Here is a 25,026-nt window from a genome sequence, read left to right on the forward strand (position 1 = left end):
ACTCCCTATGGTACGCCGCAAAGACATAAGCCAGCTCGAGGCTGGCTTATGTATGTGCATTAAACGGTTGAAGGAACTCAGGCTGCTTGCGGGGCTTCCGCAGGCTTCACTGCTTCTTCGTAGGAGACCGATTTGTCGGTCACTTTTGCCTGCTGCAGGACAGTATCCACAACTTGTTCTTCGAGCACAACCGAACGGACTTCGTTCAACTGCTCGTCGTTCTTGTAGTACCAGGACACCACCTGCTCCGGCTCCTGATAGGCCGAAGCCATCTCCTCAATCAACTCACGGACGCGAGCGTCATCTGGCTTCAGCTCGTACTGCTTGACCACTTCGGCAACGATCAAACCCAACACGACACGGCGCTTGGCCTGCTCTTCGAACAGCTCAGCAGGCAGCTGGTCAGGCTTGATATTTCCGCCAAACTGCTGAACAGCCTGAACGCGCAGACGGTTCACTTCGTTGTCGATCAGTGCCTTGGGCGCTTCGATCGGGTTAGCGCTCACCAGACCTTCCATGACCTGATTCTTGACCTTGGTCTTGATGGCCTGGCGGAGCTCACGCTCCATATTCTTTTTGACTTCGGCACGGAAGCCTTCGAGGCCGCCTTCCTGCACGCCAAACTGAGCGAAGAACTCATCGTTCAGCTCGGGCAGCTGAGGAGCTTCAACGCTGTTGACAGTAACGGTGAACTCGGCCGTCTTTCCAGCCAGATCAAGGTTCTGGTAGTCCTCGGGGAACGTTGGAGTGATGACCTTCTCGTCACCCGCCTTTACGCCAACCAGTTCGGACTCGAAACCCGGAATCATGCGACCGGAGCCCAGTACGAGCTGAGTGCCTTTCGCTGATCCGCCAGCGAACGCCTCGCCGTCGATCTTGCCCACGAAATCGATGTTCAGCTGGTCGCCGTCTTCAGCAGCGCGATCAGCTTTTTCAAAGCGGGTGTTCTGCTTGCGCAGGATTTCCAGCATGTTATCTACGTCCGAATCAGCAACTTCGGCCGATAGACGCTCTACTTCGATGCCTTCGAGGCCAGCAACCTTGAACTCAGGGAACACTTCAAAAGTTGCGACGTACTCCAGGTCCTTGCCTTTCTCGAACACTTTAGGCTCGACCGCTGGAGCGCCAGCCGGATTCAGCTTCTCCGCAACAACAGCTTCATAGAACGTAGCCTGGATCAGGTCACTTAACGCTTCCTGGCGCGCAGCCGCTTCGTAGCGCTGGCGAATCACGCTCATCGGCACCTTGCCGGGACGGAAGCCTGGGATTTTTGCACGGCTGGCGGTCTGCTGCAGACGCTTGTTGACTTCGGTCTCGATGCGCTCGACCGGCACGCCAATGGTCATGCGGCGCTCTAGAGCGGAGGTGCTTTCAACAGAAACTTGCATGGATCTTCCTCGTTGCACAGACATAAGCCGGCGTTCCGGCCCCAGAATGGGCAAGCATTCTAGTGGCTCGTACCGTAGAAGTCACCCTGCGTCTGCCGGCGTAATCAAACGGCAAGAGGCAGCGCCGCACACCGCTGCCGACGTTGCGCAGGCGTATCACTCCCCCAAGTCGTGAATTTGCCGTGCCCACTCGACACGACCCACTACCAGGCGCTTGTAGAGTGGAACTTACCTATGCAGCCAACATCCGAGTGGTCTATGTTTCTAGCAACGCTGCGGCCAAACCAGGGCATTGAAGGACGAGACGAGCGATGACCGACGATTTGGGAAAATTGGTGCTGAGGGTTTCGGTAGGCGTGCTGATCCTCATGCATGGCATTTTCAAGCTACAAAACGGCGTCGGCGGGATTGTCGGCATGCTAGGTAATCATGGACTGCCAGGGATTCTGGCCTACGGCGTATACATCGGTGAGGTAATTGGCCCCGTTCTTGTGATTCTTGGCCTGTTCACCAGGATTGGCGCGATGCTCATTGCCGTCAATATGCTTGTCGCGGTTGCTCTAGCGCATATGCCTGAGCTTTTTTCACTCGGGCAAATGGGCGGCTGGGCTCTTGAGCTACAGGGCATGTTTCTGTTTGCATCGATTTCGGTTGGACTGCTCGGTGCTGGCAGGTTCAGCGTGGGCGGGGCCCGTGGCCGCTACAACTAATAGACGGTATGTAGAAGCGGCCGCGGGTGACCTCGGCCGCGCGAGGTGCTGGGACCGCGATGGATTTACCGATTGAACCCGCTCTGTGCCAGGTGTTATGCGCTTTGACACCTGCCTTGTGACCGCCTGTATGTTTTGAGCCATGACCGCTTCCGTGCCGATACGTCAACCCTGCCCTCCTGCTGCTTGCATATGCGGTCGTGAGCACATGCTCGATACGCCCAACCTAAATGAACTTCGCATCTTGCGCCTGACCCGCCAGGAGGAAAATCGCCTCCTGGCGAGACTGGAGCACATCGAAGATCTGGCCGATCTTGAGCGTATGCAGCAACGCATGTACGAACAACTGGGGATTCGCGTGCATATCGAGCCGGGCCTCAATGAAGTCCGCAGCATGCGCGGGATCCGCATCGACATTGCCGATTTGCCAGGCTTGTGCCGGAAAACCCGCCAATCTATTCCAGCAGCCATCCGCCGCGGTCTGGAAAGGCGCCCAGAGATCGCGTTCGGCCTGCTGAACGCGCACGACCTGCTGCGCGACGCCTGATTCAGCGCGCTCCTACCAAAGACGACGCGCCTGGCAATGGCGCTTGCCGCTGCCATCTGCGATAGTTGCCCAACCAGTCGAATAACGCTGGCAGGCCGTTCACCCAAAAGGCTAGCGGCCCTTCTGACGCCTTGCGAGTCTCGCTGCACCTACCTTCGCAGCTTCCCGCGTCTTCGCGCTATCCGCGCGTCTTGATGGCAACAGCCATCTTCGAGCCTAACGCTGCTGACAAGCGCCAGGCCGTTCGCCAATAACAACCAGAAGACAGATCCGAACAAGGACGCCTCCATGACATTTCCCCGCTGCTTGACTGCGTTCACTGCCGCTGTGGCAATTTGCGCCACGTTTACCGTTTCAGCCCGTGAGTACTCCGTTTCCACCGTGCTGTCCGATGCGTTCCCCTGGGGCCAGGCCGCCCAGAAATGGGCTGACCTCGTCAAGGAGCGCTCAAACGGTGAGATCACGTTGCGTGTGTATCCAAACGCGCAACTGGTCGCTGGCGACCAGACCAAAGAATTCTCCGCCATGCGCTCAGGTCTGATCGATATGGCCGTAGGCTCGACCATCAACTGGTCGCCGCAAGTTACGGAGCTCAATCTGTTCTCCCTGCCCTTTTTGATGGCCGACAGCGCGGACCTCGATGCCATCACCCAAGGCGAGGCCGGGGAGATGGCCTTTGCAGCAATCGAAAAGCGCGGGATCGTTCCCCTTGCGTGGGGTGAAAACGGATTTCGCGAAATCTCCAATTCAGTCAAGCCTGTGAAGACCCCCAAAGACCTTGCCGGCCTGAAGATTCGTGTAGTCGGGTCGCCGCTCTTTCAGGACACTTTCACAGCCCTGGGTGCAAACCCAACCCAAATGAGCTGGGCCGATGCCAAACCGGCGCTAACCACAGGCGCCGTCGACGGCCAGGAGAACCCGCTGTCGGTGTTCGACGTTGCGCGTGTCGATCAGGTTGGGCAGAAGTATCTGACGCTTTGGCACTACATGGCTGACCCGCTGATTTTCGCGGTCAACCAGCGGGTCTGGAAAGGGCTGGCGGAAGCCGACCGCGAGCTGCTGCGCCAGGCGGCCATTGACGCCGGCAAGTGGGAAATCGAGCTGTCGCGCAACAGCGAAGCCAAGCGCCTCGAGGACATTCGCGCTCGTGGCGTTGAGGTCACTGAGCTGAGTGACGCAGAGCATCGGGCTTTCGTCGAGGCAACCCGCAGCGTGCATGAAAAGTGGACGCCAAAAATCGGAGCCGACCTGATCGAAGCCGCCCGCTCAGCTGTTACAGGGCAGTAACCGTTCTACCCGGCGGTGTCCCGCCGCCGGGACTCGAGGAAAATCATGAACAATCGACAGGACGCGCGCCTTGAACGCGTGCTGGCTACGCTGGCGCTGGTGATCATCGGCTTGATCAGCTTAGCCAACGTTGTGGTGCGCTATTTCACCGATGCTTCTTTCGCATTCACTGAAGAAATTTCCGTTTTTCTCCTGGTCATCCTTACCTTCGCAGGTGCGTCGGTGGCCATGCGCAGCAACCGGCATATTCGGATCGGCATCATGGAACGGCTATTTCCTCGTCTGCGCGTCCCGCTAATCCTGCTGCAGTGGCTGGCCAGCATGCTGGTGCTTGGCCTGGTGGTTTGGCATGGAGGGCTGTTCGCACTGGAGGAATACCAGTGGGAATCAGAATCACCTGGACTTGGCCTTCCAAACTGGTGGTACGTGGTTTGGCTACCGCTGCTCGCCTTGCTGACGATTGTACGTCTCAGCCAGATGACGCTGGACCGCCTGCGCGGGAGGCTCGCTGATGAGCCCTGATCTGTGGATGCTGGCCAGCTTTCTGCTGCTGTTGTTGCTCGGTGTACCGGTCGCGTTTTCTCTCGCGCTGTCCGGTGCAATCGGCATCATTGCGGGGCTTTCGCCGGACATGCTCGCCACGCTTGGCACCAATACCTACAACGGCGTCGCCAAGTACCCGCTGATCGCGATTCCGCTGTTCATTCTCACCGGCCTCGTATTCGAGAAAGCCGGCGTCGCGCTACGCCTGGTGCGTTTTGCTCAGGCCTTGATCGGCCCACGTCACGGTGGCCTCGCCATGGTGGCCATCTTTGTTTGTTTGATCATGGGCGGGATGAGCGGCTCCGGCCCAGCTGATGCTGCCGCAGTGGCGATGGTCATGTTACCGAGCATGACTCGCGCCGGTTATCCCAAACCATTCTCCGCAACGCTGATCGCTGCTTCGGCGTCCACGGCGATCCTGATTCCGCCGTCTATCGCGCTGATCCTCTACTCCATCGTGGTGCCCGGCGTTGATTTGAGAGCGTTGTTCGCCGCGGGACTGTTCCCAGGGATTATCGCTGGTCTGGTCCTGTTGTTGCCGGCCTGGCTTTTGGCCCGCCGGCATGGGTGGGAAAACCCTGAGGGCGCCGAGCGCCCCCCGCTGGGCGAGAGCTTTCGCCAGGCGCTGCCGGCTTTGTTCGCACCAGTGCTGATCCTCGGCGGCCTTCGTAGTGGCCTGTTCACGCCGACTGAAGCGGCGGTTGTAGGTGTCGCTTACGGTGTTCTGGTCGGATTGTTTGTGACGCGCGAGCTGGACTGGCGCAACCTCTGGCGACTCTGCGGCGAGGCGGCCATCGTCTCGGGGGTAGTAATGCTGATCATCGCCCTGGCCGGAATCTTCGCCTGGGCCGGCACCATGCTCGGCACCTTCCGTCATCTTGCCGAATGGCTGATTTCGCTTTCGGATAACGGCGCCGTGCTGCTGATTTTGGTAATGATTGCGGTGCTGCTGGCAGGCATGCTGCTCGACGCGATTTCGATCTATCTGATCCTGATGCCGATTCTGATTCCAGTGATGCAGCACTTCGGCTGGAACCCAGTCTGGTTTGGCATTTTGCTGGCGATGAACATCGCCATTGGCCAGTTCACCCCGCCCGTGGCGATCAACCTGATGGTGACTACCGAGGTGGCCAAGATTCGCCTGGAGCAGACCGTTGGTTGGGCCTTGCTGTTTGTAGTAGTGATGGGTAGCGCACTGGCCCTGGTCGCGCTCTTTCCCGAAATTGCGCTTTGGCTACCACGGACGCTGGGATACGCCGTGTAGCTGTATCGACCTCACGCCTACCGCCCCGGCTATAACGAAACGCTCTGCGAGGAAGAGCGTTTTCGGTCACTGGAATCGCTCTACTGCAAGCGAAATCAAGGTTACCAGTGCCAAGCCACCACTGGACTGTGTTCAACACCCCGAGGATCAACTCCCAAGTACAGCGAGCTCGGCGGCGCGGTTCTGGTTCGCCGACAGCTGCTGTGAGGCCTGGAGCGCGCGTTCCGCTCGCTGCTGCATTACGATATCCAGCGCACGACTGGGCAGGATGTCGATGTCATCGAAGGTAATTAGCTGACCCGGTTCGACCGCGCGCTTGAGCGCGGTCTTACGCAACAGGCCAATCGGAACATGATCTGGATGGTTCTCAAGCTTCAGCGCCTCGCCTCGGAACTGAAAACCACCGATTCCTCTTTCGATCAGCTCACCCGCGCGCATGGCTCGTTTGGCAATTGCCCCCACCCCCAGGGTCGGTGTGGTGGAGTTATTCAGAAGCACATCACCACCAGCTAGTACCCGGCGCACAGTCTTGCCCACTTCCAGCGAACAGAGGTGGAAAGGACGAACCAGCGTGTAGTACGGCCCAGGGCCCAGTTTGAAGTACTCAATTGCAGCCCGCTGGTCGTCATCATGACGACAGACCAGAAAAACACCACCGGCTGGGTAACCGGAAGGAATCACATAATCGACGAAGGGCTTTCCAAGCCTTTCGGCCATCATCCCTAGAAGGTTGCCCGATTCAGTCAGGTTGGTCGAAGCCAGACCTTCAAGCCCCTGCTTGGTAATCGTTGCGCCCAGCCCGTTGCCGACAATCGCCTGCTCGATCTGCACCTTGGTGCCGTCAGTAAACGAAGTGGTCTGGTCTACGCTTATGCCTTGGCGCTTTGCCCAGTACCTCATGTCGTCAATCGAGGGATCGTGGTTGAGATAGCCCTTCATGTTGCCGTAGACCAGAGGCTTGAAACCCATCATCAAGGCTTCTTCATGCAGCGCTGCCAGCGAGCCTGGCTGGTCGCCCTCAGCCTCGGTAATAAAGCCTTTTCCAGCCAGATACGAACCCGTAGTGACCTGTAGCTCGGCATTGATTGTCACAACCGGCAAGCCTGCCTCGAACGCGCGCTCTATGACCTCCGTACCATGAAATACATCACCGCTGCACTCAACGATCAAGTCAGCTTCGTCGATCAAACGATCGACTGAGTTGGTAAGCCGCTCGGGCAGCGGAAAATCGTTAAAGGAGTTGAGAGGGCGGCGAGTCAGGACGCGCGAAACTTCGAGATCGTGATAATGCTGGCTGATCAGTCGAATGAAGCAATGAGCAATCATCCCTGTGCCTGATACACCGATCTTCTTTTTTACTTGCGTGCTAGACATAGGCGAATCCATTCAGATGGGCAACGAATGCTCTGACCGCAGCGGCCTAGAAAGATTTACACGAAATCCAAATCAGACCGGTCGCTATCGGCTGGCACGGTTGCGTCAACGGGGTTCTGATACGTTAGCTAAGCGTCATTACCGCATTTGATCCAATTGATTAACCGCAGTTCGCAAGGGGAAGCCGTGCGAACTGTTGTCGCCATAAATTTTGGCGCGAAGGGGGCGGCGTTGCACAGCCCCACTATTGTCGGGTTCAGCTAAGGGCTGCGATGGCCGCTTCATAGTTCGGCTCGTTGCCGATTTCAGACACCAGCTCGCTATGAACGACCTGGTCCTGTTCGTCCAGCACAACAACCGCGCGGGCAGAAACCCCGGCAAGCGGTCCACTGGCGATCAGCACACCGTAGTCCTCCAAGAACTCCCGTCCACGCATGGTCGACAGATTGACCACGTGCTCCAGACCCTCGGCGCCGCAAAAGCGCTTCTGTGCGAAAGGCAGGTCAGCAGAGATGCACAGCACCACGGTGTCGGCTAGCTCGTTGGCCTGGGCATTGAACTTACGTACCGAGGTCGCGCATGTTGGCGTATCGATGCTGGGGAAGATATTCAGCACCTTGCGTTTGCCCGCATAGCTGCTGAGCGTGACATCCGACAGATCACCTCCAACAAGGGAGAACGGCTTGGCCTTCTGGCCAGTCTGCGGAAACTCGCCGGCAACCTGGATCGGGTTGCCTTTAAGGGTGACTTCGGTCATGTGAATTCCTCTCAGTCGTGGGCTGCGAGACAGTCGCAGCCCGGTTATCACGCAGCGTGGTTACGAGCGAAGTATTCCTTGGTCAGCTTCACTACCACAGGACTCAATAGCAGCAGCGCAACCAAGTTGGGAATCGCCATCAGACCGTTCAGCGTATCCGCCAGCAGCCAAGCGAAATCAAGCTGAGCGATGGCGCCGAACGGCACGGCGATAACCCAGATTACGCGGAACGGCCAGATAGACTTCGTGCCGACCAAGAACTCCCAGCATTTTTCGCCGAAGTAGCTCCAGCCGAGAATAGTGGTGAATGCGAACACCACCAGCGCGACCGTCAGCAGCGCCGCTCCCACGCCAGGCATAGCCGACTCGAACGCCGCCGCAGACAGGGCCGCCCCACTTTCGCCACCCGTCCAGACGCCCGAGCAGATGATTGCCAGTCCCGTAATCGAGCAGATGATGATGGTGTCGATAAAGGTCCCCATCATGCCGATCAGGCCTGAGCGCACCGAACTCTGAGTGGTACCGGCGGCCTGTGCGATACCGGCAGTGCCGAGCCCCGCTTCGTTCGAGAAGATACCTCGCGCGACACCGAAGCGAATGGCCGCCATCACCGCGGCACCGGCGAAGCCGCCCGTCGCCGCGATCGGTGAGAACGCATGGGTGAAGATCAGATCGAACGCTGCTGGAATTTCTGCGGCATGAACCACCAATACCACGATACCGGCAATGATGTAGGCGACGCACATGAACGGGACCAGTGCCGCAGCGACAGCGCCGATACGCTTGATTCCGCCGAGAATCACCAGCCCGACCAAGAGCATTGTCCCAAGGCCTGTCACCCACAGCGGCACCGAGAAGGTCGATTGCAGAGCCAGGGCCATGCTGTTTACCTGGACCATGTTGCCGATACCGAAACCGGCGAAGCCACCGAAGATGGCAAACGCGCCACCCAGCCATAACCAGCGCTTGCCCAGCCCGTTCTTGATGGCGTACATCGGTCCACCAACGTGCTCGCCTCGGTCATCTTTCTCCCGGTAATGAACGGCGAGTACCACCTCGCAGTACTTCGTCGCCATCCCCACCAGGGCCGTACACCACATCCAGAACAGCGCGCCGGGGCCACCCAGAAAAATTGCCGTCGCGACGCCGGCGATGTTACCGGTACCTACCGTTGCAGCCAGGCAAGTCATCAGCGCTTGGAATGGGCTGATCTCCCCTGTGTCATCGTCGCCTTTGGTGCGTCCGCGCCAGATCAGTGCGAAACCAGTGCCGATACGCACCAGCGGCATGAACTTGAGCATGACCATGAGAAAAAAGCCGGTACCAAGAATCAGCACCAGCATGGGCGGCCCCCAGACGAGACCGTTAACGCTATTAACCAGGTTTTGCAGGAATTCCATTCAAGGCACCCTTATTCATTATGTTAGACATCCTTGCCCGGGCGGGCCGAGCCGGCACAGCGTCAGGAACCGTCGCGCCCTGCGCGCCAGTTCCCTATGCCTGCCCAAACGACCCGATAGAGCCCCCACTTCACTGTCCGGAGCACTACCGACAACCTGCAAGACTCGTGCTAGAGCCTCGCATCAGCCGCCATGCAAGGAGCGACCGAGCGATCCTACCACCACCTTCACCACTTGGCGTCACACCCTTCGCAGGGGATCTGCAACACGCGAGTGGCGCGGGCGGGCGACCAATTGGTCAGTCTGAGAACCACCGACAGGTTGCCGCATACGGAAGCGTTTCAGCGTAGCCCAAGCCTGCACCAATGCCAGTCGATCCGCGGCAATACTTAGGTTGAACGGTCAGAAATCGCGCCTGTAAAAGACGTCCAATGAACTGGCGAGCCCACTGGCCGCTTCGAGGAATATCCGTTTGGTCAGTTGATAGCGCAATGCAACCGTACTGGCAGGCTCGAACACTCCAACGCCATAACGTAGCGTTAGCCGATCCGTAAGCCGCCCGCTGGCTACTACGCTGGTATCCGCTCCGCTACCCTCGGTGTCCAGCTGGAAGTCTTCGATACCCAGGCGTTGCGCGACGTTACCGGTGATCGAAGCGCTACCGGCCAGCCCAAGTCCAAGCGCCGCCTGGGCCAGGAGATTGCTGTCGCCAGTATCGGCGCCGAGCGGCCGGCCAAGCACGAGGTAAGACAACGCCTGCTCCTGGCTCATGGCGGGCTCGGAGAAAACGTCAACTCGCGGCTGTTCGGCGCTGCCGGTTATACGCAGGCCGGCAATCACGTTGTCTTCTTCGATGCGTCGAATGGCTTCGATGTCCAGGTAGGGCTGCGACAGTACACCCGTGAATAACAACCTGGCGCGGCGGATCGTAAGACGTTGGCCGTAGGCGCGGTAACGACCCTTGTTTAGATTAAGCTCGCCGCGCGCATCGAAATCGTCGCCTATGTGCAGGTAACCGGCCAGATCAGCAGTAAGGCCGAAGCCTGAGAAGCGAAGTCTGTCCTGCCCGACTTCAACATTCACGTCCATACGAATCGCCAAGGGTGGCTTCGTCTCTTCCGCTTCAGCGCCGACGATGACGGCGTCCTCGGATACCCTGACGGTCGAGGGTGGCAGCTCACGGACGGTGATTTCACCGCGTGGCACGCGCAGGTTCCCGCTTACCGCCAGTTGCTCATCAGCCAACTGGATGCGTAGATCGGGCGCAATTTCGAGTTCGGCATAGGGCTCGACGATGACGGGCAGCTGACTGCCGCTGATGCGTAGATCGAGATCAAGTGCCTGTTCCCAATCGAGGGTACCTGCGATCTGCCCTCGGCCCTGCTCGCCGCTGCGCCAGTCTCCATCGAGCCGAACCCGCTCGCCATCAATGAGGGCTGTGATCTGCAGTTGCTCGAAGCTGACCGGCAGCTCAGCACCCGCGATCTCCCCTTCGGTGAGCCTCAGCTCTCCATCGACCTCTGGCTTCTGCAGCGTGCCCGAGATCCGACCATTGCCGTTCAATTGCCCATCAAGTCGCTCAACCTGAGCCACGAAGGGTCGGATAACCGAGAGATCAAAATTGCTCAGCTGGAAATTGCCAGAGATCGGCTTGACCTCGCCGCGGGGATCCACCCGCAACCGAACATCCAGGTCACCGAGGTCGCCTCCCTCGAAGCGCAGCCGACTGTCGACCTGTTGCGGGGCCAGCTGGCTATCCAGCGACAGGGTCTGATACGGGAAATCCAGCCACTGCTGACCATCGCGCATGCGCAAGACGCCTGGGCCGGCGTCGACACGGATGGTCCCGCTTGGGCCCGCGTTCGGAATCTCGAGTGCCAGATCAGCATTGACTTCGCCTTGCCAGATCAGGTTGTCCGGGAGGTAATCGGCAAGCGACTCAAGCGGAAAGTTGCGCAGGCGGTAACGCAGCTGTGGGTCAGGCTGCAGGCGCTGCTCGTCGGCACACAGCGAGGCCTGACCTGAGACCCAGCAGTGGGCCCCGAAGGTGATCCTCCCGCTTTCCAGACGCCGCAACGCCGCAGCATCTCGCAATGCCCATTGTTGTCCCTGGGCATCCAGCTCGGCTTCCACCAACCGGCCCCGCCAATCGCCACCGTTGAGCCCGCCGGTCAACGCCAGCGACAGGTCAAGCAGCGGACCCTGCAACTCTAGTCTCGCCTGATGCGCCGCTTGCGTGCCGCTGGCGTTCAGCTGAAGCTCGCCAATGTGAGTCTCCCCGGCCTGTAAGCCTTTTGCGTCGAGACTGAGCTGGCCACGCTCGCCCTCGGACAGACTTGCGCCCAGCTGCAAACGCTCGATTCGATTGTCCTGGAAGGCAACATCGGCGCCGCTCAGCGCCAGTGCCCCTCGGGGTGCGGCTGGTGTGCCAGCCAGATCGAGGTTGCCCGTCAACCTGCCGCTCAGGTCAGGCCAGAGCTGACCTAGGCGCGAGAGGTCGAGTGCCAGTTTCGCCTCGAGCGTCTCGGCCCAGCGACCACTGCCTTGAACACGATTGTCGCCCAGACGCAAATCGACCGTAGGCAGGTTCCAAGTGGCGTTTTCACCGCTCGCCTGCAACTGTAGCTTGAGCGGCTGTTGGCGGAGCGAACCATCCAGGTCAAGGGCAACTTCCGCCTGTAGATTCTCATCCCGCAACGCGCCGCTGCTGCTGAGCGTGCCGCCGATTTTTCCTGGTAGTTGGGCGACCCAGTAGGAGGGATCGAATCCGCTCAGCTCGAGCCGAGTGGTCCAGTCGACCCCTTCTGCGAACCCGACGCTAAGACTGCCTTCGGCCTGGCCCTGCCCGGCCTGTAGTTCCAGCTGCGGCAGGTGCACGATTTCAAGATCGCCGCTGACGGGGCTCACTAGCGTGAAGTCGCCAGAGGGCCCCGTAAGCGCAGCATTGAAGTTTCCGAGATAATTTCCATCGTTGTATTGGATCTGCGCGTCAAGAGTCCGCAGAGCGACTGGCGGTTCTTCGATATCTGGATAGAGGCGGCGCCAAGGGAAATCACGCCAGGCCAACTGGGCCTCGGCATCAAGCCCTTCCTGCCAGCTAACAGCACCGTTCAATTCGAGACGCCGCTGCTCGCCGGCATCCAGGCTGAACGTTGCTATCTCAGCATGTGTTGCGTCTACCAACCCGTCGAGTGCAATAGCCACGGCACCGCCCTCGCCTTGCAGGCTGCCGTCACCTTCCAGGCGATAGCCCTGTTCTATATTGCCTTTGACGGTCAGCTCCAGTGCCTCCAGACGCATCGCATCCGGCAGCTCCGGGCTGGCCTTGAAGCGTTCCAAGGCCAGTAGCAGATTCGCTGGCAAATCCGGCTCAAGTGGACGCACCCATCCACTGAGTTTGGCGTCAAGATAACCTTGGCTCTGCACGTCCAGCATGAGATGTTCACGCAGCTCGCCGTCGACCTCGAACTTCAGCGCCCAAGGCTCCTGGTTTGGCGAGCGGATTGCGGCGGTACCTCCTAGCGCCAGCGGCCAGTCTTCGTTGGTTTGCAAACGGCCCGCCAGCTCGAGCATGACGTCCTCGCGCCGCACCTTTAACGCCCTGATGACCAGTCCCTGCTCGTCCCAGTCCGCTCGCAGTTCAGCGCCCTGCAGCTGTTGTACGCCATTGAAGGTGACCGCACCGATGTCGACGTGCTCAACGCGCAGCGCAAGCGGTAGATCAAGGTCAGGAAGATCGAAGGGCTCGCTTGCCGGGTCGTCCGCAGCAGCCGGCGGGAACTGCAGGTTGATATCGCCCGTTGCGAGTTCTTCGATGCAAAGGGTTCTGCGCAACAAGCAACTGGGCGACCAGTTCATCCGTGGCGACGCGACCTCGATCCGGCGGCCGTCCTGTTCCCAGACCAGACGCTCCGCCTGCCAGCGACCGCCCAGACGACCGGCGAACTGCTCGACCACCAGCCCAGGGACATGAGTCAAGGCCCATCGGCTTCCGGCACTCGTCCCGAGTACCAACCCGAGCACCAGCAGCACTACCAAAAGCAAGGCCAGCAGGGGCAGCAGGACCCAGCTCAGAATTTTTGCGTTACGCCTCAAAGCTCCGGCCCCATGGAAAAATGCAACCGAACGCCACCTTCGCTGTCCAGCGGATGAGCCACATCCACGCGAATCGGGCCCACCGGCGAGACCCAGCGAACCCCGACGCCTACGCTGCTTTTAAGGCTCGGCAGCTCCAACGAGTTGAAGGAGTTGCCCTGATCAACGAAGGTCGCCACCCGCCATTTCTCGGTCAGCGAATACTGGTATTCCGCGCTGACAGCCAATTGGTAGCGCCCACCGATCCTGTCACCGTCCGAGTTGGTAGGCGAAAGGCTCTGGTAGTCATAGCCTCGAACGCTCTGGTCACCGCCAGCGAAATAGCGCATCGACGGCGGGACGTTGGTGTATTCATCAGTCCAGTTGCCACCGACTTCCACCCGCCCCAGAAACCGATGTCGGCCACCCAAGGTCGTCAGCCCTTTCACCGTAGCCGTGGCATGTATCAGGTCCGCATCGGATAACAGACCCTCCTTTGCAGCTGACAGCTCGAAGCTCAAGCGATAACCGCGGCTCGGGTCCAGGCGGTTGTCACTGCGCAGAAAGGTGTAGCCGACACCCGGCATCAGCAAGGTGCTGATGCCACTGTCGTCGCCGAGCTCGTATTGCTCGTGCCGCCATTTCAGCGACCAGACCCGTTGCCAGCCACTGGGCAATTTGCGGTGCCACTCGGGACCGACTGTCAGCAGACGGCTGAGGCTATCTTTGTCACCCAGCTCCTCGTACTGATACCCCGCGGCGTACCGCAGTTTATCGGTCAGCGGAGGGTCGAGCGGCACGTCGTAGAACAGCCCGACATTTTGCCGTGGTGCTGAGAGTTCGGACTCAATGCCGTAGCTGTGACCTTGCGGGTTGACCCAATGCCGCGTGAAGTCGAATCGCATGCGCGGCCCGACGTCAGTGGAATAGCCCAGGCCAAACCCGAGCGTGCGCGGCTCCCGTGTCGTGAGCTGTACGGCGACCGGAATACGCTGCTGCTCGGCGTTGACTGGATTGGCATCGACCCGAACGCCTTCGAAGTAGCCACTGGATTGCATCGCCTGATTGAGCTCGGCAATGAGCTCCGAGTCATAGGGTGTCCCGGCATCGAACGGGACCATACGCGCCAGCAGGTCCGGATCGAAAGGTGAATCACCTTCGAAGCGGACGTCCCCAAGCATGTAACGCGGACCGCTGCTGAACACGAGCTCGACATCGGCCGCATTGGTGGACGGGTCGATAGCGAGTCGCTGTTGCTCGAAGCGGCCATCGAAGAAGCCATAGCGCGAGGCCTGATTAAGGATCTGCTGCTTGGTAGCCTCGTACTTGCCGTGGTTTAGCCTGGCACCCTTCTTCAGGGTGTTGCGAGGGACGCGAAACGCTTTGAGTCGAGAGGCAGGCCCTTCTACCCGGACGGTGATGTCGCGCAGACGCACTGGCTCGCCGGGTCTGATTCGCAGCGTCAGGCGCGGGGTGTCGCCTCCGGTGACCTCGGATTCGATTTCGGCATGGTAATACCCCAACGCCTGCAGTGCTTTGTTGGCCTGGTCTTGGGCGATACGGCTATAGCGCAACAACTCGTCTTCGCTGCGATCACCCAGATCACCGATATAGTTCTCGACGTTTTCACGTAGCGCACCGTTGGATGGCACGACGTTTACGTCGAGTTCTGCTGCAAATACCGATGAGGCACAGCACAACATGAAGCCTGCCGGAACGACACGGCGAAGGATACAAATACACATGGAACGGGATGCTAGCACGTTGTGCACCCAGATTCGGCGAGGTGTCGAAACGTGTTGCCCGGCAAAACAGCATCAGACAAGCGCATTCGGACACATCGTTGAGCAACCTTTCACTACGACTTGCGAGGCTCCGTAAAATTCGCTCAGCCGCTTCGCTCCCTCACTTGGCCCGGTGCCGGATGAAAGAACACATGCTCGACCACCGGGCCGATGGCGACCTGTCCAATATCTTCGTAGCCTTGTCGTTCGTAGAAATTCAGATAGCGTGAATTGCCCGTATCGATCATCAGGCCCTCGGATGTGGGATCGGCCGCACACCAGTTGTGCAAGGCTTCGAGCAACTGCTCGCCGTAGTGCTGCCCTTGAAACTGCGGATGCACACCCATCAGCGGCAAGACGTGGAACGTACCGGGCGGTAGACATCCCAGCACGGCGGCGTGGTAGTCCAGATAGCGCCTCGTGCAGCGAAAGCCGGCCGTGAGGACCATCCGCATACGCCACGCCCAACTCTCTGTAATGTCCAGCCGGCGCTGCGGTGGGGCAATGAGCGCGGCAGCGACGAGACGATCATCGAGCATCAAACCGAGCGCGGGCTGATCCTGCAGAAAATGCTGGTTAACCAACTCGCGCACGGTTGCACGCACTCGCTGGTCGTAGCCGGGACGATCCGCTTCGAAAAGGTAAGCGAACATCGGTTCGTGTCGGTAAGCGTTGTAAAGCAGCGAACGTGTTTCCTTGGCGTAACCACTGTCGAGCATTCGTACTTCGGCGGTCGTCGGCATGGCGGTTCTCTGCTGATAGCTGCAAGACTTATTTCACGTTAGCACCTCCACGCTGTATTGCAGGCTTGATCGCTTGCGCATATGACTCGCCTCGCCAGCGCTGTAGCCAGTAGAATCACGGTTTTTCCGGAGCTGCTTCGATGAAGATTGTTTCTTTCAATATCAATGGTTTGCGCGCTAGACCTCACCAGCTTTCTGCACTTATCGAAAAGCATCAGCCTGATGTGATCGGCCTGCAGGAAACCAAAGTCGCTGACGAACAGTTTCCCCAAGCCGACATCGAAGCGCTGGGTTATCACGTCCACTTTCATGGCCAGAAAGGACACTACGGTGTCGCGCTGTTATCACGACAGGCGCCACTCGAAATCCACAAGGGCTTTCCGGGAGACAGCGAGGAATCGCAAAAGCGCTTCATCTGGGGTCGTTTTGCCGACGCCACCGGCGAGCCTGTTACCGTGATGAACGGGTATTTCCCTCAGGGCGAGAGCCGCATCCACCCAACCAAGTTTCCCGCCAAGACCAAGTTCTATGCCGATCTTCAGGCGCTACTCGAAGAGCGTTTCAGCCCCGAGCAATCCGTAGCCGTGATGGGTGACTTCAATATCTCGCCCGAGGACTGCGACATCGGTATTGGCGAGGTCAACGCCAAGCGCTGGCTGCGTACCGGCAAGTGCAGTTTCCTGCCGGAGGAACGCGAGTGGCTGGCACGCCTGAAGAATTGGGGTTTGCAGGACAGCTTTCGCACGCTCAACCCTGAAGTGGTCGATCGCTTCAGCTGGTTCGACTACCGCAGCCGCGGCTTCGAAGACAACCCTCGTCGAGGGCTGCGCATCGACCTAATCCTTACCACCGCCGGGCTGCATAAACGTGTAACCAGCTGCGGCGTAGACTATGACATTCGTAGCATGGAGAAACCGTCAGACCATTGCCCCGTCTGGATTAAGTTGAGGTGATAACCGAGGCCAGCCGATACGAACCGCGCGCTTTAGCCCAGTCGTATCGTCGAAATGCGAACCGATCCTCAGCCTGAATAAACGCTCGGCGCCAGTCACATAATGGTAATGAAACCTTCTTAATCTCCCCGCTTCTTTGGAGGGGGAGACTCATTGCATGGCCTATCTAACGACCGTACGCATCACGGGGAGACGGGCGCTGAGCCTGATCATGGCCGGGCTCCTCTGTGCCAGCCAGCTTGCGATGAGCGCCCCTGTCCCAACCCTTCCAACTAGCGGTCCGGTGTTGAGTATTCAAGGTTCCAACACCGTTGGCGCCAAGCTTGCCCCAATGCTTATCGCAGGCATGTTCGAAGCGCAGGGTCTGAACTCCATTCGAATCACGCCGGCCGGCAAAGAAAACGAGCAGCGCATCAGCGCATTCGATGGTTCCGGCCGAAGCTACCATGCTCTGGTTGCTGCGCATGGCACCGGTACAGGGTTTGCCGGGCTAAAGAACAGTTCCTCCGATCTTGCTGCCGCTTCGCGCCCTATCAAAGACAGCGAGTATTCAAGCCTATCCGGCATCGGGGATATGCGCAGCGCAGCTGCCGAGCATGTGATTGCCATCGATGGCTTGGCAATCATCGTCAGCCCGGACAATCCGGTTTCTTCGCTGAGCGTTGAGCAGGTAGCCAGCCTTTTTTCCGGTGAAATACGCAACTGGAATGTGCTCGGCGGAAAGGATATGCCTGTGGAGGTACATGCACGGGATGACCAGTCCGGCACCTATGACACCTTCAAGGAGTTGGTGCTTGGCGCACAGGGCAAGAAGCTGGTGGCCGACGCAGCACGCTATGAATCCAATGACCAGCTCTCGCAGATCGTTAGCAGCCGTCCTGGCGCAATTGGCTTCGTTGGCCTCGCCTCAGTCGGAAAAGCCCGTGCGCTGGCAATAGTGGACGGCAATTCACAACCCATGCTGCCAAGCACAGCGCTGGTCGCCACCGAAGACTATCCATTGTCGCGTCGGCTGTTTTTCTATGCGAACCCGGCGCAACAGTCGGAGTGGACCCGAACCTTCCTACGTTTCGTTCACAGCGCAGCCGGCCAGGCTATCGTTGCGGAGTCCGGCTACATAGGACAATCCATCGACGCGATTACGCTGTCTCCGTCCCCCGACATGCCGCAGGCATACCAGAATCTCGCCACCCAGGCGCAGCGTTTGACGGTGAACTTCAGATTCGACGAAGGCAGCGCGCGACTGGACAACAAGGCCCAGCGTGACGTGGAACGGTTGATCGAGTACTTGAAGAGTTCTAACAAAACGATGAGCGCGGCGGTGCTGGTGGGGTTTGGCGACCCCAGGGGTGATACAGCGCGTACCGCTTTGCTCTCCAAACTTCGCGCCATGGCGGTGCGTAGAGAGCTCGCACGGGGCGGGATACTCGTCAAAGATATCAACGGGTTAGGAGATGATCTTCCAGTTGCATCGAACACGCAGAGCGGCCGTGTAAAGAACCGTCGCGTGGAGGTGTGGGTGTATTGAGCAGTACGCAGCCAGTGTGAAATCGTATCGATCGATAGCCTGCAACGTACTGTTACATCAGGACTGGCGCGACTAAGCTCCAATGATTTATTTCTGCGGAAACGATCATGTACCTGGTTTGTGGCGAGGCTTTGTTCGACGTCTTCGCGGGTCCGGCAGGGCCCCAGCGCAATCGCCTGACCCTCGAAGCGGTGGCTGGCGGCTCACCCTTCAATGTTGCGATAGGCCTGTCACGATTGGGGACGCCGTCTGCTCTGTTCACCGGCATCTCCCGCGACCATTTAGGGCAGCAGCTACGACAAGTGATCAAGGATGAAGGGGTCGATACGCGCTATCTGATCGATTTCGACGCACCGACCACCCTGGCGATGGTGGCTCTGGGCCCTAACGGCTCGCCCATCTACAGCTTTCGCGGCGAAGGCTGTGCAGATCGGCTGCCACGTGATGAGCATCTCGCGCCGCTCAGCGATGAGATCCACGGCATCCACGTCGGCTCCTACTCCATCGTGACTGCCCCTATGGCTGATACTTTGCTGTCGTTGGTTCGCCGTGAAAGCGACCGCCGGCTCATCTCGCTCGATCCCAACATCCGACTCAACGTCGAACCGGACCTCAACCGCTGGCGAGAGCGTGTCGAGGCGATCGCCGTGCTCGCGCATCTGATCAAGGTCAGCGATGAGGACCTGGCGCTGCTGTATCCCGACGAAGCCCCGCAAGCCATCGCTCGTCGTTGGCTGCAGGGTAGCTGCAAGCTGGTCCTGCTGACTCGGGGTGGCCAGGGTGCTCGGCTGTTCAGCGCCCACCACGGTGAGCTCCACGAAGCGGCTATGACAGTTGATGTTCGAGATACAGTAGGCGCTGGCGATACCTTCCAGGCGGCGCTGCTCAGCTACCTGCACGCCCATCGTTTGGATTCCCCCGTAGCGGTAGAACAGATGGAGCGCGATGAGCTTCAAGCACTGCTGTCTTTTGCCGTTCGGGCAGCGGCTGTCACATGCACCCGTCGCGGCCCGGACTTGCCGTATCGATACGAAATAGCGTGATCGGTTGGCCACCGCGCTGCGAACGTCTATAAACCCAGGGGACAAGAATAAGGACAACGGAACCGGGCATGAAAGCGCTGAAGATCTCCGACCCATCCTACGAGTTGATGGACGATCACCACGGCAATTCACTGATCTATCGGGAGCACGGTTTTCCCTGCCCGCTGGTGCGCTGGCATAACCACAAGGAGTACGAGCTCCATCTGATCGTCGCGAGCTCGGGCAAGGTATTCGTCGGTGACTATGTAGGTAACTTCGGGCCGGAGAGCCTGTTTCTCACAGGCCCGCACTTGCCTCACAACTGGATCAGCCAGGTCGATGAGGGTGAGGTGGTCGCCAAGCGCGACATGCTGGTCAATTTCACCGATGAGCTGTTCGAAGCGGGCAACAGCGTATTCTCCGAACTGCGAAGCCTGACCCCGATGCTTGAGCGCTCTCGCTACGGCATCGAGTTTCGTTGCTCGAGCACGGTTTCTGAGGCCAGTCAGCTGATGCACAGGGTTGCCGACAGCCGTGGCGCCACCCGCCTCGGTTATTTTCTGATCATGCTTGAACTGCTCGCCAGTTGTGACGATTACCAGCTGCTATCTGGCGCCACCTCTGCGCAACTGGGCGATGAACACCACGCGGACCGCACCAACATGGCGGTCAATTACATATTCGACAACTACATGCGCGAATTGCCGCTCGAAGAAGTCGCCGGTCACCTGGGCATGAAGCCCACCTACTTCTCACGATTTTTCAAACGGGCCACCGGGCGCTGTTACGTCGAGTTCGTCAACAGCTTGCGCATCAGTAAGTCCTGCGAGTTGCTGCTGGACGCGGAAAAGCCCGTCACTGACGTGTGCTTCGAGTCGGGCTTTAACAACCTGTCCAATTTCAATCGCCGCTTCCAGCAACTCAAGGGCATGACGCCCTCCTGCTATCGCCGCCTGGTCGAACAGCGGCTGACCGAACAGAACCTCGCCAGCTGATACGCATACTCTCACCCTGCCGCACCGGCAATGGCGTTGCGATTCGGCGCATCTCGGCCAGGTCGACAGCTGCCGCCCTAAGAATTGACGCATCGTCATCGCTCCCGCGGCGCTTCAATAAGCGTCGCTTTTTGTTCTTATCATCCACCCGAGGAGTGCAAAAAAATATCAGATGATGTGCTGTCAGGGCTTTGTAGCTCCGACACCCCCGGCGTTGTAATGCCCGCGAGCCGCTCGTATCGCAGTACGCGAGCAACAACAAAAACAATAAGCGCTTCCGCCCTCTGGCCGCGGAAGAGGAGTCCCAGATGAAATTGACGCATTTGCTGCTCGGTTCCACCTGTATTGCGATGATCGGCGCGACGCACGCTGCTGCCGAAACCATTACGGTCGCTACCGTCAACAACGCTGACATGATCCGCATGCAGCGGCTCTCGAAGACCTTCGAAGAACAGCATCCCGATGTGGATATCAACTGGGTCGTACTCGAAGAGAACGTCCTGCGTCAGCGTTTGACCACCGACATCGCCACCCAGGGCGGCCAGTTCGATGTGCTCACCATCGGCATGTATGAAGCCTCACTGTGGGGCGCCAAGGGTTGGCTGGCTCCTATGACCGACCTCCCTGAAAGCTACAAGCTGGACGACGTTTTCCCTTCGGTTCGTGAAGGGCTCTCGGTGAACGGCACGCTCTATGCTCTGCCGTTCTACGCCGAAAGCTCGATGACCTACTACCGCAAGGACCTGTTCCAGCAAGCCGGGCTGGAGATGCCCGACCATCCAACCTGGTCGCAGATTGCCGGATATGCCGAAAAGCTGCACAAGCCAGACGAAGAACAGTACGGCATTTGCCTGCGAGGAAAGGCCGGCTGGGGCGAGAACATGGCGCTCGTGACCACGATCGCCAATGCCTTCGGCGCGCGCTGGTTCGATGAGAAGTGGCAGCCAGAATTCACCGGACCCGAATGGACCAAAGCGGCGAACTTCTATGTCGACCTGCTGAGCAACTACGGCCCACCGGGCGCGTCCAGCAATGGTTTCAATGAAAACCTTGCGCTGTTCAACAGCGGAAAATGCGCGATGTGGGTCGATGCGACTGTTGCCGGCTCCTTCGTAACAGACGCATCGCAGAGCAAGGTCGCCGACAAGGTTGGTTTCGCGTTCGCCCCGCAAGAAGTGACCGACAAGGGATCGGCATGGCTCTACTCCTGGGCGCTGGCTATCCCGACCAGCTCTCAGAAGAAGGACGCCGCCAAGGAGTTCGCCGCCTGGGCCACGTCACAGTCGTACGCGAACCTGGTCGCCGAGACCGACGGTGTCGCGAACGTGCCGCCAGGTACTCGTGAATCGACCTACAGCGACGAATACATGGCCGCTGCGCCGTTTGCCAAGATTACTCTGGAGTCACTGAAGCAGGCTGATCCAGCCTCACCGTCCGCCCAGCCGGTGCCCTACGTGGGGATTCAGCTGGTGACCATTCCGGAATTCCAGGCCATCGGCACCCAGGTCGGCAAGATGTTCTCTGCGGCGCTCACAGGACAAATGCCTGTAGAACAGATGCTCACGGCTGTGCAGCAATCTACCGCGCGTGAAATGAAGCGCGCCGGCTACCCCAAGTAGGCCCCGAGTAGGCATACCCACCGGACGGGGCTCACCCGAGCCCTCATGGCCTTCTTTCAGCCGGAGCACGCCCATGGCTACCACCTCAACCGCCTTGCCCAAGGCCCCTGCTACCGATACGGCAAGCGAGACGCACGAGCGCAAGCGGCGTCGGTTTGCTCCCAGCTGGTTCCTCGTCAGCCCGTCCGTTGCGCTGTTGCTGCTGTGGATGCTGGTGCCGCTGTCGATGACCGTCTACTTTTCGGTGATCCGCTACAACCTGCTTTACCCCGGCGAGAATGACTTCGTCGGGCTGGAAAACTTCCACTACTTCCTGACCGATGCGGGCTTCATGCCCGGCATGATCAACACCCTTCTGCTGGTGGGCAGCGTGCTGCTGATCAGCGTCGTGCTCGGCGTACTGATCTCTGCCTTGTTGGAGGCAGCAGATTTCGCCGGCCGGGGCATTGTTCGCGTCCTGCTGATTTCGCCGTTCTTCATCATGCCAACCGTCAGTGCCTTGGTGTGGAAGAACCTGATCTACCATCCGGTCTCGGGCATTCTCGCCGCTGTCTGGAAGTTTTTCGGGGCGCAGCCAATTGACTGGCTGGCTCAGCACCCACTGCTGTCGATCATCATCATTGTGTCCTGGCAATGGCTGCCCTTCGCGATCCTGATCCTAATGACGGCCATGCAGTCCCTTGATCAAGAGCAGAAGGAAGCCGCCCGCCTCGATGGCGCCGGCCCGATAGCCATCTTCTGGCACCTGACGTTACCGCATCTGGCCCGCCCCATCGCCGTAGTGGTAATGATCGAGACCATCTTCCTGCTTTCCGTCTTCGCTGAAATCTTCACCACCACCAGTGGTGGCCCCGGCTACGCCTCTACCAACCTCGCCTACCTGATCTACAACCAGGCGCTGCTGCAGTTCGACGTCGGCATGGCCTCGGCCGGAGGATTGATCGCGGTGGTGATCGCCAACATCGCGGCGATCATCCTGGTGCGGATGCTCGGCAAGAATCTCACCGAGAAATACTGAGGACAGACCGATGCTGACGCTCAAACAAAGTCGCCGCCTCAACACGCTGGTGGTCGGGCTGTTCGCCTGGGCCGTGGCGCTGCTCTTGTTCTTCCCGATTTTCTGGATGTTGCTGACCAGCCTGAAGACCGAGATTGACGCCTTCGCCACGCCGCCGCAGTTCATCTTCACGCCCACGCTGGAAAACTACCTGCACATCCAGGACCGCAGCGGTTACTTCAAGTACGCCTGGAACTCGGTGACCATCTCTTTCGGCGCGACCGCCCTGGGCATGCTGATCGCCATTCCCGCCGCATACTCGATGGCCTTCTACGAGACCAAGCGAACCAAGGGCACGCTGCTCTGGATGCTCTCGACCAAGATGCTGCCGCCGGTGGGCGTGCTGGTGCCTATCTACCTGCTGGCCAAGCAGTTCGGCCTGCTCGACAGCCGCGCGGTGCTGATCATTATCTACACGTTGATCAACCTGCCGATCCTGGTATGGATGATCTACACCTACTTCAAGGACATCCCTCGCGACATTCTCGAAGCGGCTCGCATGGACGGCGCCACCCTGCTGCAGGAGATGCTTCGCGTGCTCCTGCCGATCAGCAAGGGGGGGCTCGCCTCGACCATGTTGCTGTCGCTGATCCTGTGCTGGAACGAAGCCTTCTGGTCCCTGAACCTGACCTCGTCCAACGCCGCGCCGCTGACTGCGCTGATCGCCTCCTACTCCAGTCCGGAAGGGCTGTTCTGGGCCAAGCTCTCGGCCGTTTCCACCCTTGCCTGCGCACCCATCCTGATTTTCGGCTGGATCAGCCAGAAACAGCTGGTCCGCGGCCTGTCGTTCGGCGCCGTGAAATAGAAAACGCCGAGACGAGAAGAACAATTGAGGATTCGAACATGGCAGACCTGAAGATCCATAAGCTGAAGAAAAGCTTCGACGGCAACGACATCATCAAGGGCATCGACCTGGATATCCGCGATCGCGAATTCGTCGTCTTCGTTGGCCCCTCCGGTTGCGGCAAGTCCACGCTGCTGCGCCTGATCGCAGGGTTGGAGGAAGTCAGCAGCGGCAAGATTGAACTCGACGGCCGCGACATCACTGACCTCAGCCCGGCCAAGCGCGACCTGGCCATGGTTTTCCAGACCTACGCGCTGTATCCGCACATGACGGTGCGCAAAAACATGTCGTTTGCGCTCGACCTGGCCGGGGCAGACAAGAACGAAATCACCAGCAAGATCGAAGCCGCGGCTCGTACGCTTGAGCTGGAACCGCTTCTCGAACGCAAGCCGCGCCAGCTCTCTGGTGGACAGCGCCAGCGGGTCGCCATTGGCCGTGCGATTGTGCGTAACCCCAAGATCTTTCTCTTCGACGAACCGCTGTCGAACCTTGACGCGGCCCTGCGCGTGCAGATGCGTCTGGAGCTGTCCCGCCTGCATCAGGAACTGCAGGCAACGATGATCTACGTGACCCATGACCAGGTCGAAGCAATGACCCTCGCCGACAAGGTCGTCGTGCTTAACGGTGGCCGGATCGAGCAGGTTGGCTCACCGATGGAGCTCTACCATCATCCGGCGAACCTGTTTGTTGCAGGCTTCCTTGGCACACCGAAGATGGGTTTTCTCAAAGGCCGCATCAGCCGGGCCGATGCAGCAGGCGTCGACGTCGAGCTGGACGCCGGCTGCCGTCTGTACCTACCGCTGGGAGGCGCCGCTCTGGCTGTGGGCGACCCGGTTACCCTGGGCATTCGTCCTGAGCATCTCAACCGCGGCAGCGAGGGCAATTGTCAGCTGACCGTCAAAGCAGACGTGAGCGAGCGGTTGGGCAGCGACACCTATTGCCATGTCATTACCCAGACCGGCGAACCGCTGACGATGCGCATCCGCGGTGACTTTACCCCGCGTTATGGCGAGCCGTTGACCCTGGAGCTGGATGCCAGTCACTGCCACCTGTTCAACAGCGAAGGACTGGCGGTCGGCCAGTCGCTGCAACAGGTTGCCTGACGCTCGTCTAGGAGCCAGTTCGCTAGCGAACCGC

Annotated in this window: 20 protein-coding genes; 13 read left to right on the forward strand and 7 right to left on the reverse strand. The window is 59.3% G+C overall.

From position 1 onward, the window contains the following. Positions 1–77 precede the first annotated feature (77 nt). Positions 78–1,388, reverse strand: coding sequence for a trigger factor (tig, locus tag JQR87_RS10895; RefSeq protein WP_407297275.1), 1,311 nt, complete (start codon positions 1,386–1,388; stop codon positions 78–80). A 311-nt stretch (positions 1,389–1,699) separates the two neighbouring features. On the opposite strand from tig, the gene JQR87_RS10900 reads away from it, so the two are divergent. The 5 genes from JQR87_RS10900 (at position 1,700) to JQR87_RS10920 (ending at position 5,739) form a co-directional block, all read left to right on the forward strand. Continuing rightward, a complete protein-coding gene (locus tag JQR87_RS10900; RefSeq protein ID WP_407297272.1) occupies positions 1,700–2,098 on the forward strand; it encodes a DoxX family protein in 399 nt (132 codons plus the stop codon). A 142-nt stretch (positions 2,099–2,240) separates the two neighbouring features. Continuing rightward, positions 2,241–2,645 (forward strand): hypothetical protein, encoded by a 405-nt coding sequence (locus JQR87_RS10905; protein ID WP_407297270.1) that lies wholly within the window; start codon positions 2,241–2,243, stop codon positions 2,643–2,645. Positions 2,646–2,933: 288 nt separating this feature from the next. Continuing rightward, positions 2,934–3,932, forward strand: coding sequence for a DctP family TRAP transporter solute-binding subunit (locus tag JQR87_RS10910; RefSeq protein WP_407297268.1), 999 nt, complete (start codon positions 2,934–2,936; stop codon positions 3,930–3,932). Positions 3,933–3,977: 45 nt separating this feature from the next. Continuing rightward, the gene (locus JQR87_RS10915; RefSeq protein WP_407297266.1) at positions 3,978–4,454 is read left to right on the forward strand and encodes a TRAP transporter small permease; all 477 of its coding nucleotides are present in this window, start codon (positions 3,978–3,980) and stop codon (positions 4,452–4,454) included. Further along, on the forward strand, positions 4,444–5,739 hold the full coding sequence (locus JQR87_RS10920; RefSeq protein WP_407297264.1) for a TRAP transporter large permease: 1,296 nt from the start codon (positions 4,444–4,446) through the stop codon (positions 5,737–5,739). Before JQR87_RS10915 ends, JQR87_RS10920 begins: the two co-directional genes overlap by 11 nt. Positions 5,740–5,886: 147 nt before the next feature. On the opposite strand, the gene JQR87_RS10925 is transcribed toward JQR87_RS10920, so the two are convergent. The 6 genes from JQR87_RS10925 to JQR87_RS10950 all read right to left on the reverse strand — a co-directional run bounded on the left by JQR87_RS10925 (position 5,887) and on the right by JQR87_RS10950 (position 15,871). Continuing rightward, on the reverse strand, positions 5,887–7,065 hold the full coding sequence (locus tag JQR87_RS10925) for an NAD(P)-dependent oxidoreductase (RefSeq protein WP_407297745.1): 1,179 nt from the start codon (positions 7,063–7,065) through the stop codon (positions 5,887–5,889). A 304-nt stretch (positions 7,066–7,369) separates the two neighbouring features. Then, positions 7,370–7,870 carry a thiol peroxidase gene (tpx, locus tag JQR87_RS10930; protein WP_407297262.1) on the reverse strand — a complete coding sequence of 167 codons (501 nt, stop codon included), beginning with the start codon at positions 7,868–7,870 and terminating at the stop codon, positions 7,370–7,372. A 47-nt stretch (positions 7,871–7,917) separates the two neighbouring features. Beyond that, positions 7,918–9,270, reverse strand: coding sequence for an alanine/glycine:cation symporter family protein (locus tag JQR87_RS10935; RefSeq protein ID WP_407297260.1), 1,353 nt, complete (start codon positions 9,268–9,270; stop codon positions 7,918–7,920). A gap of 402 nt (positions 9,271–9,672) precedes the next feature. Further along, positions 9,673–13,365: a translocation/assembly module TamB domain-containing protein gene (locus JQR87_RS10940; RefSeq protein ID WP_407297258.1), complete on the reverse strand. Its 3,693-nt coding sequence runs from the start codon at positions 13,363–13,365 to the stop codon at positions 9,673–9,675. Then, on the reverse strand, positions 13,362–15,047 hold the full coding sequence (locus tag JQR87_RS10945) for an autotransporter assembly complex protein TamA (RefSeq protein WP_407297743.1): 1,686 nt from the start codon (positions 15,045–15,047) through the stop codon (positions 13,362–13,364). Before JQR87_RS10945 ends, JQR87_RS10940 begins: the two co-directional genes overlap by 4 nt. A gap of 185 nt (positions 15,048–15,232) precedes the next feature. Beyond that, on the reverse strand, positions 15,233–15,871 hold the full coding sequence (locus JQR87_RS10950; protein WP_407297255.1) for a GNAT family N-acetyltransferase: 639 nt from the start codon (positions 15,869–15,871) through the stop codon (positions 15,233–15,235). Positions 15,872–16,011: 140 nt separating this feature from the next. Between JQR87_RS10950 and xthA the strand changes: the two genes are divergently transcribed. From xthA to JQR87_RS10990, 8 genes are all read left to right on the forward strand, one after another. Further along, a complete protein-coding gene (xthA, locus tag JQR87_RS10955) occupies positions 16,012–16,824 on the forward strand; it encodes an exodeoxyribonuclease III (protein WP_407297253.1) in 813 nt (270 codons plus the stop codon). A 157-nt stretch (positions 16,825–16,981) separates the two neighbouring features. Beyond that, complete coding sequence (locus tag JQR87_RS10960) at positions 16,982–18,352, forward strand: substrate-binding domain-containing protein (RefSeq protein ID WP_407297251.1); 1,371 nt, start codon at positions 16,982–16,984, stop codon at positions 18,350–18,352. Positions 18,353–18,459: 107 nt separating this feature from the next. Beyond that, a complete protein-coding gene (locus JQR87_RS10965) occupies positions 18,460–19,395 on the forward strand; it encodes a carbohydrate kinase family protein (protein ID WP_407297249.1) in 936 nt (311 codons plus the stop codon). 68 nt (positions 19,396–19,463) lie between these two features. Next, positions 19,464–20,369, forward strand: coding sequence for an AraC family transcriptional regulator (locus JQR87_RS10970; protein WP_407297247.1), 906 nt, complete (start codon positions 19,464–19,466; stop codon positions 20,367–20,369). A 308-nt stretch (positions 20,370–20,677) separates the two neighbouring features. After that, positions 20,678–21,988, forward strand: coding sequence for an ABC transporter substrate-binding protein (locus JQR87_RS10975; RefSeq protein WP_407297245.1), 1,311 nt, complete (start codon positions 20,678–20,680; stop codon positions 21,986–21,988). Positions 21,989–22,061: 73 nt separating this feature from the next. Further along, on the forward strand, positions 22,062–23,006 hold the full coding sequence (locus JQR87_RS10980) for a carbohydrate ABC transporter permease (protein WP_407297243.1): 945 nt from the start codon (positions 22,062–22,064) through the stop codon (positions 23,004–23,006). Positions 23,007–23,016: 10 nt separating this feature from the next. Next, positions 23,017–23,850, forward strand: a complete 834-nt coding sequence (locus tag JQR87_RS10985; protein ID WP_011913322.1) for a carbohydrate ABC transporter permease — start codon at positions 23,017–23,019, stop codon at positions 23,848–23,850. 38 nt (positions 23,851–23,888) lie between these two features. Next, positions 23,889–24,992 carry an ABC transporter ATP-binding protein gene (locus tag JQR87_RS10990; RefSeq protein ID WP_407297240.1) on the forward strand — a complete coding sequence of 368 codons (1,104 nt, stop codon included), beginning with the start codon at positions 23,889–23,891 and terminating at the stop codon, positions 24,990–24,992. Positions 24,993–25,026 lie beyond the last annotated feature (34 nt).

This window comes from Stutzerimonas stutzeri, from assembly GCF_051028275.1.
Lineage (GTDB): Bacteria > Pseudomonadota > Gammaproteobacteria > Pseudomonadales > Pseudomonadaceae > Stutzerimonas > Stutzerimonas stutzeri_AS.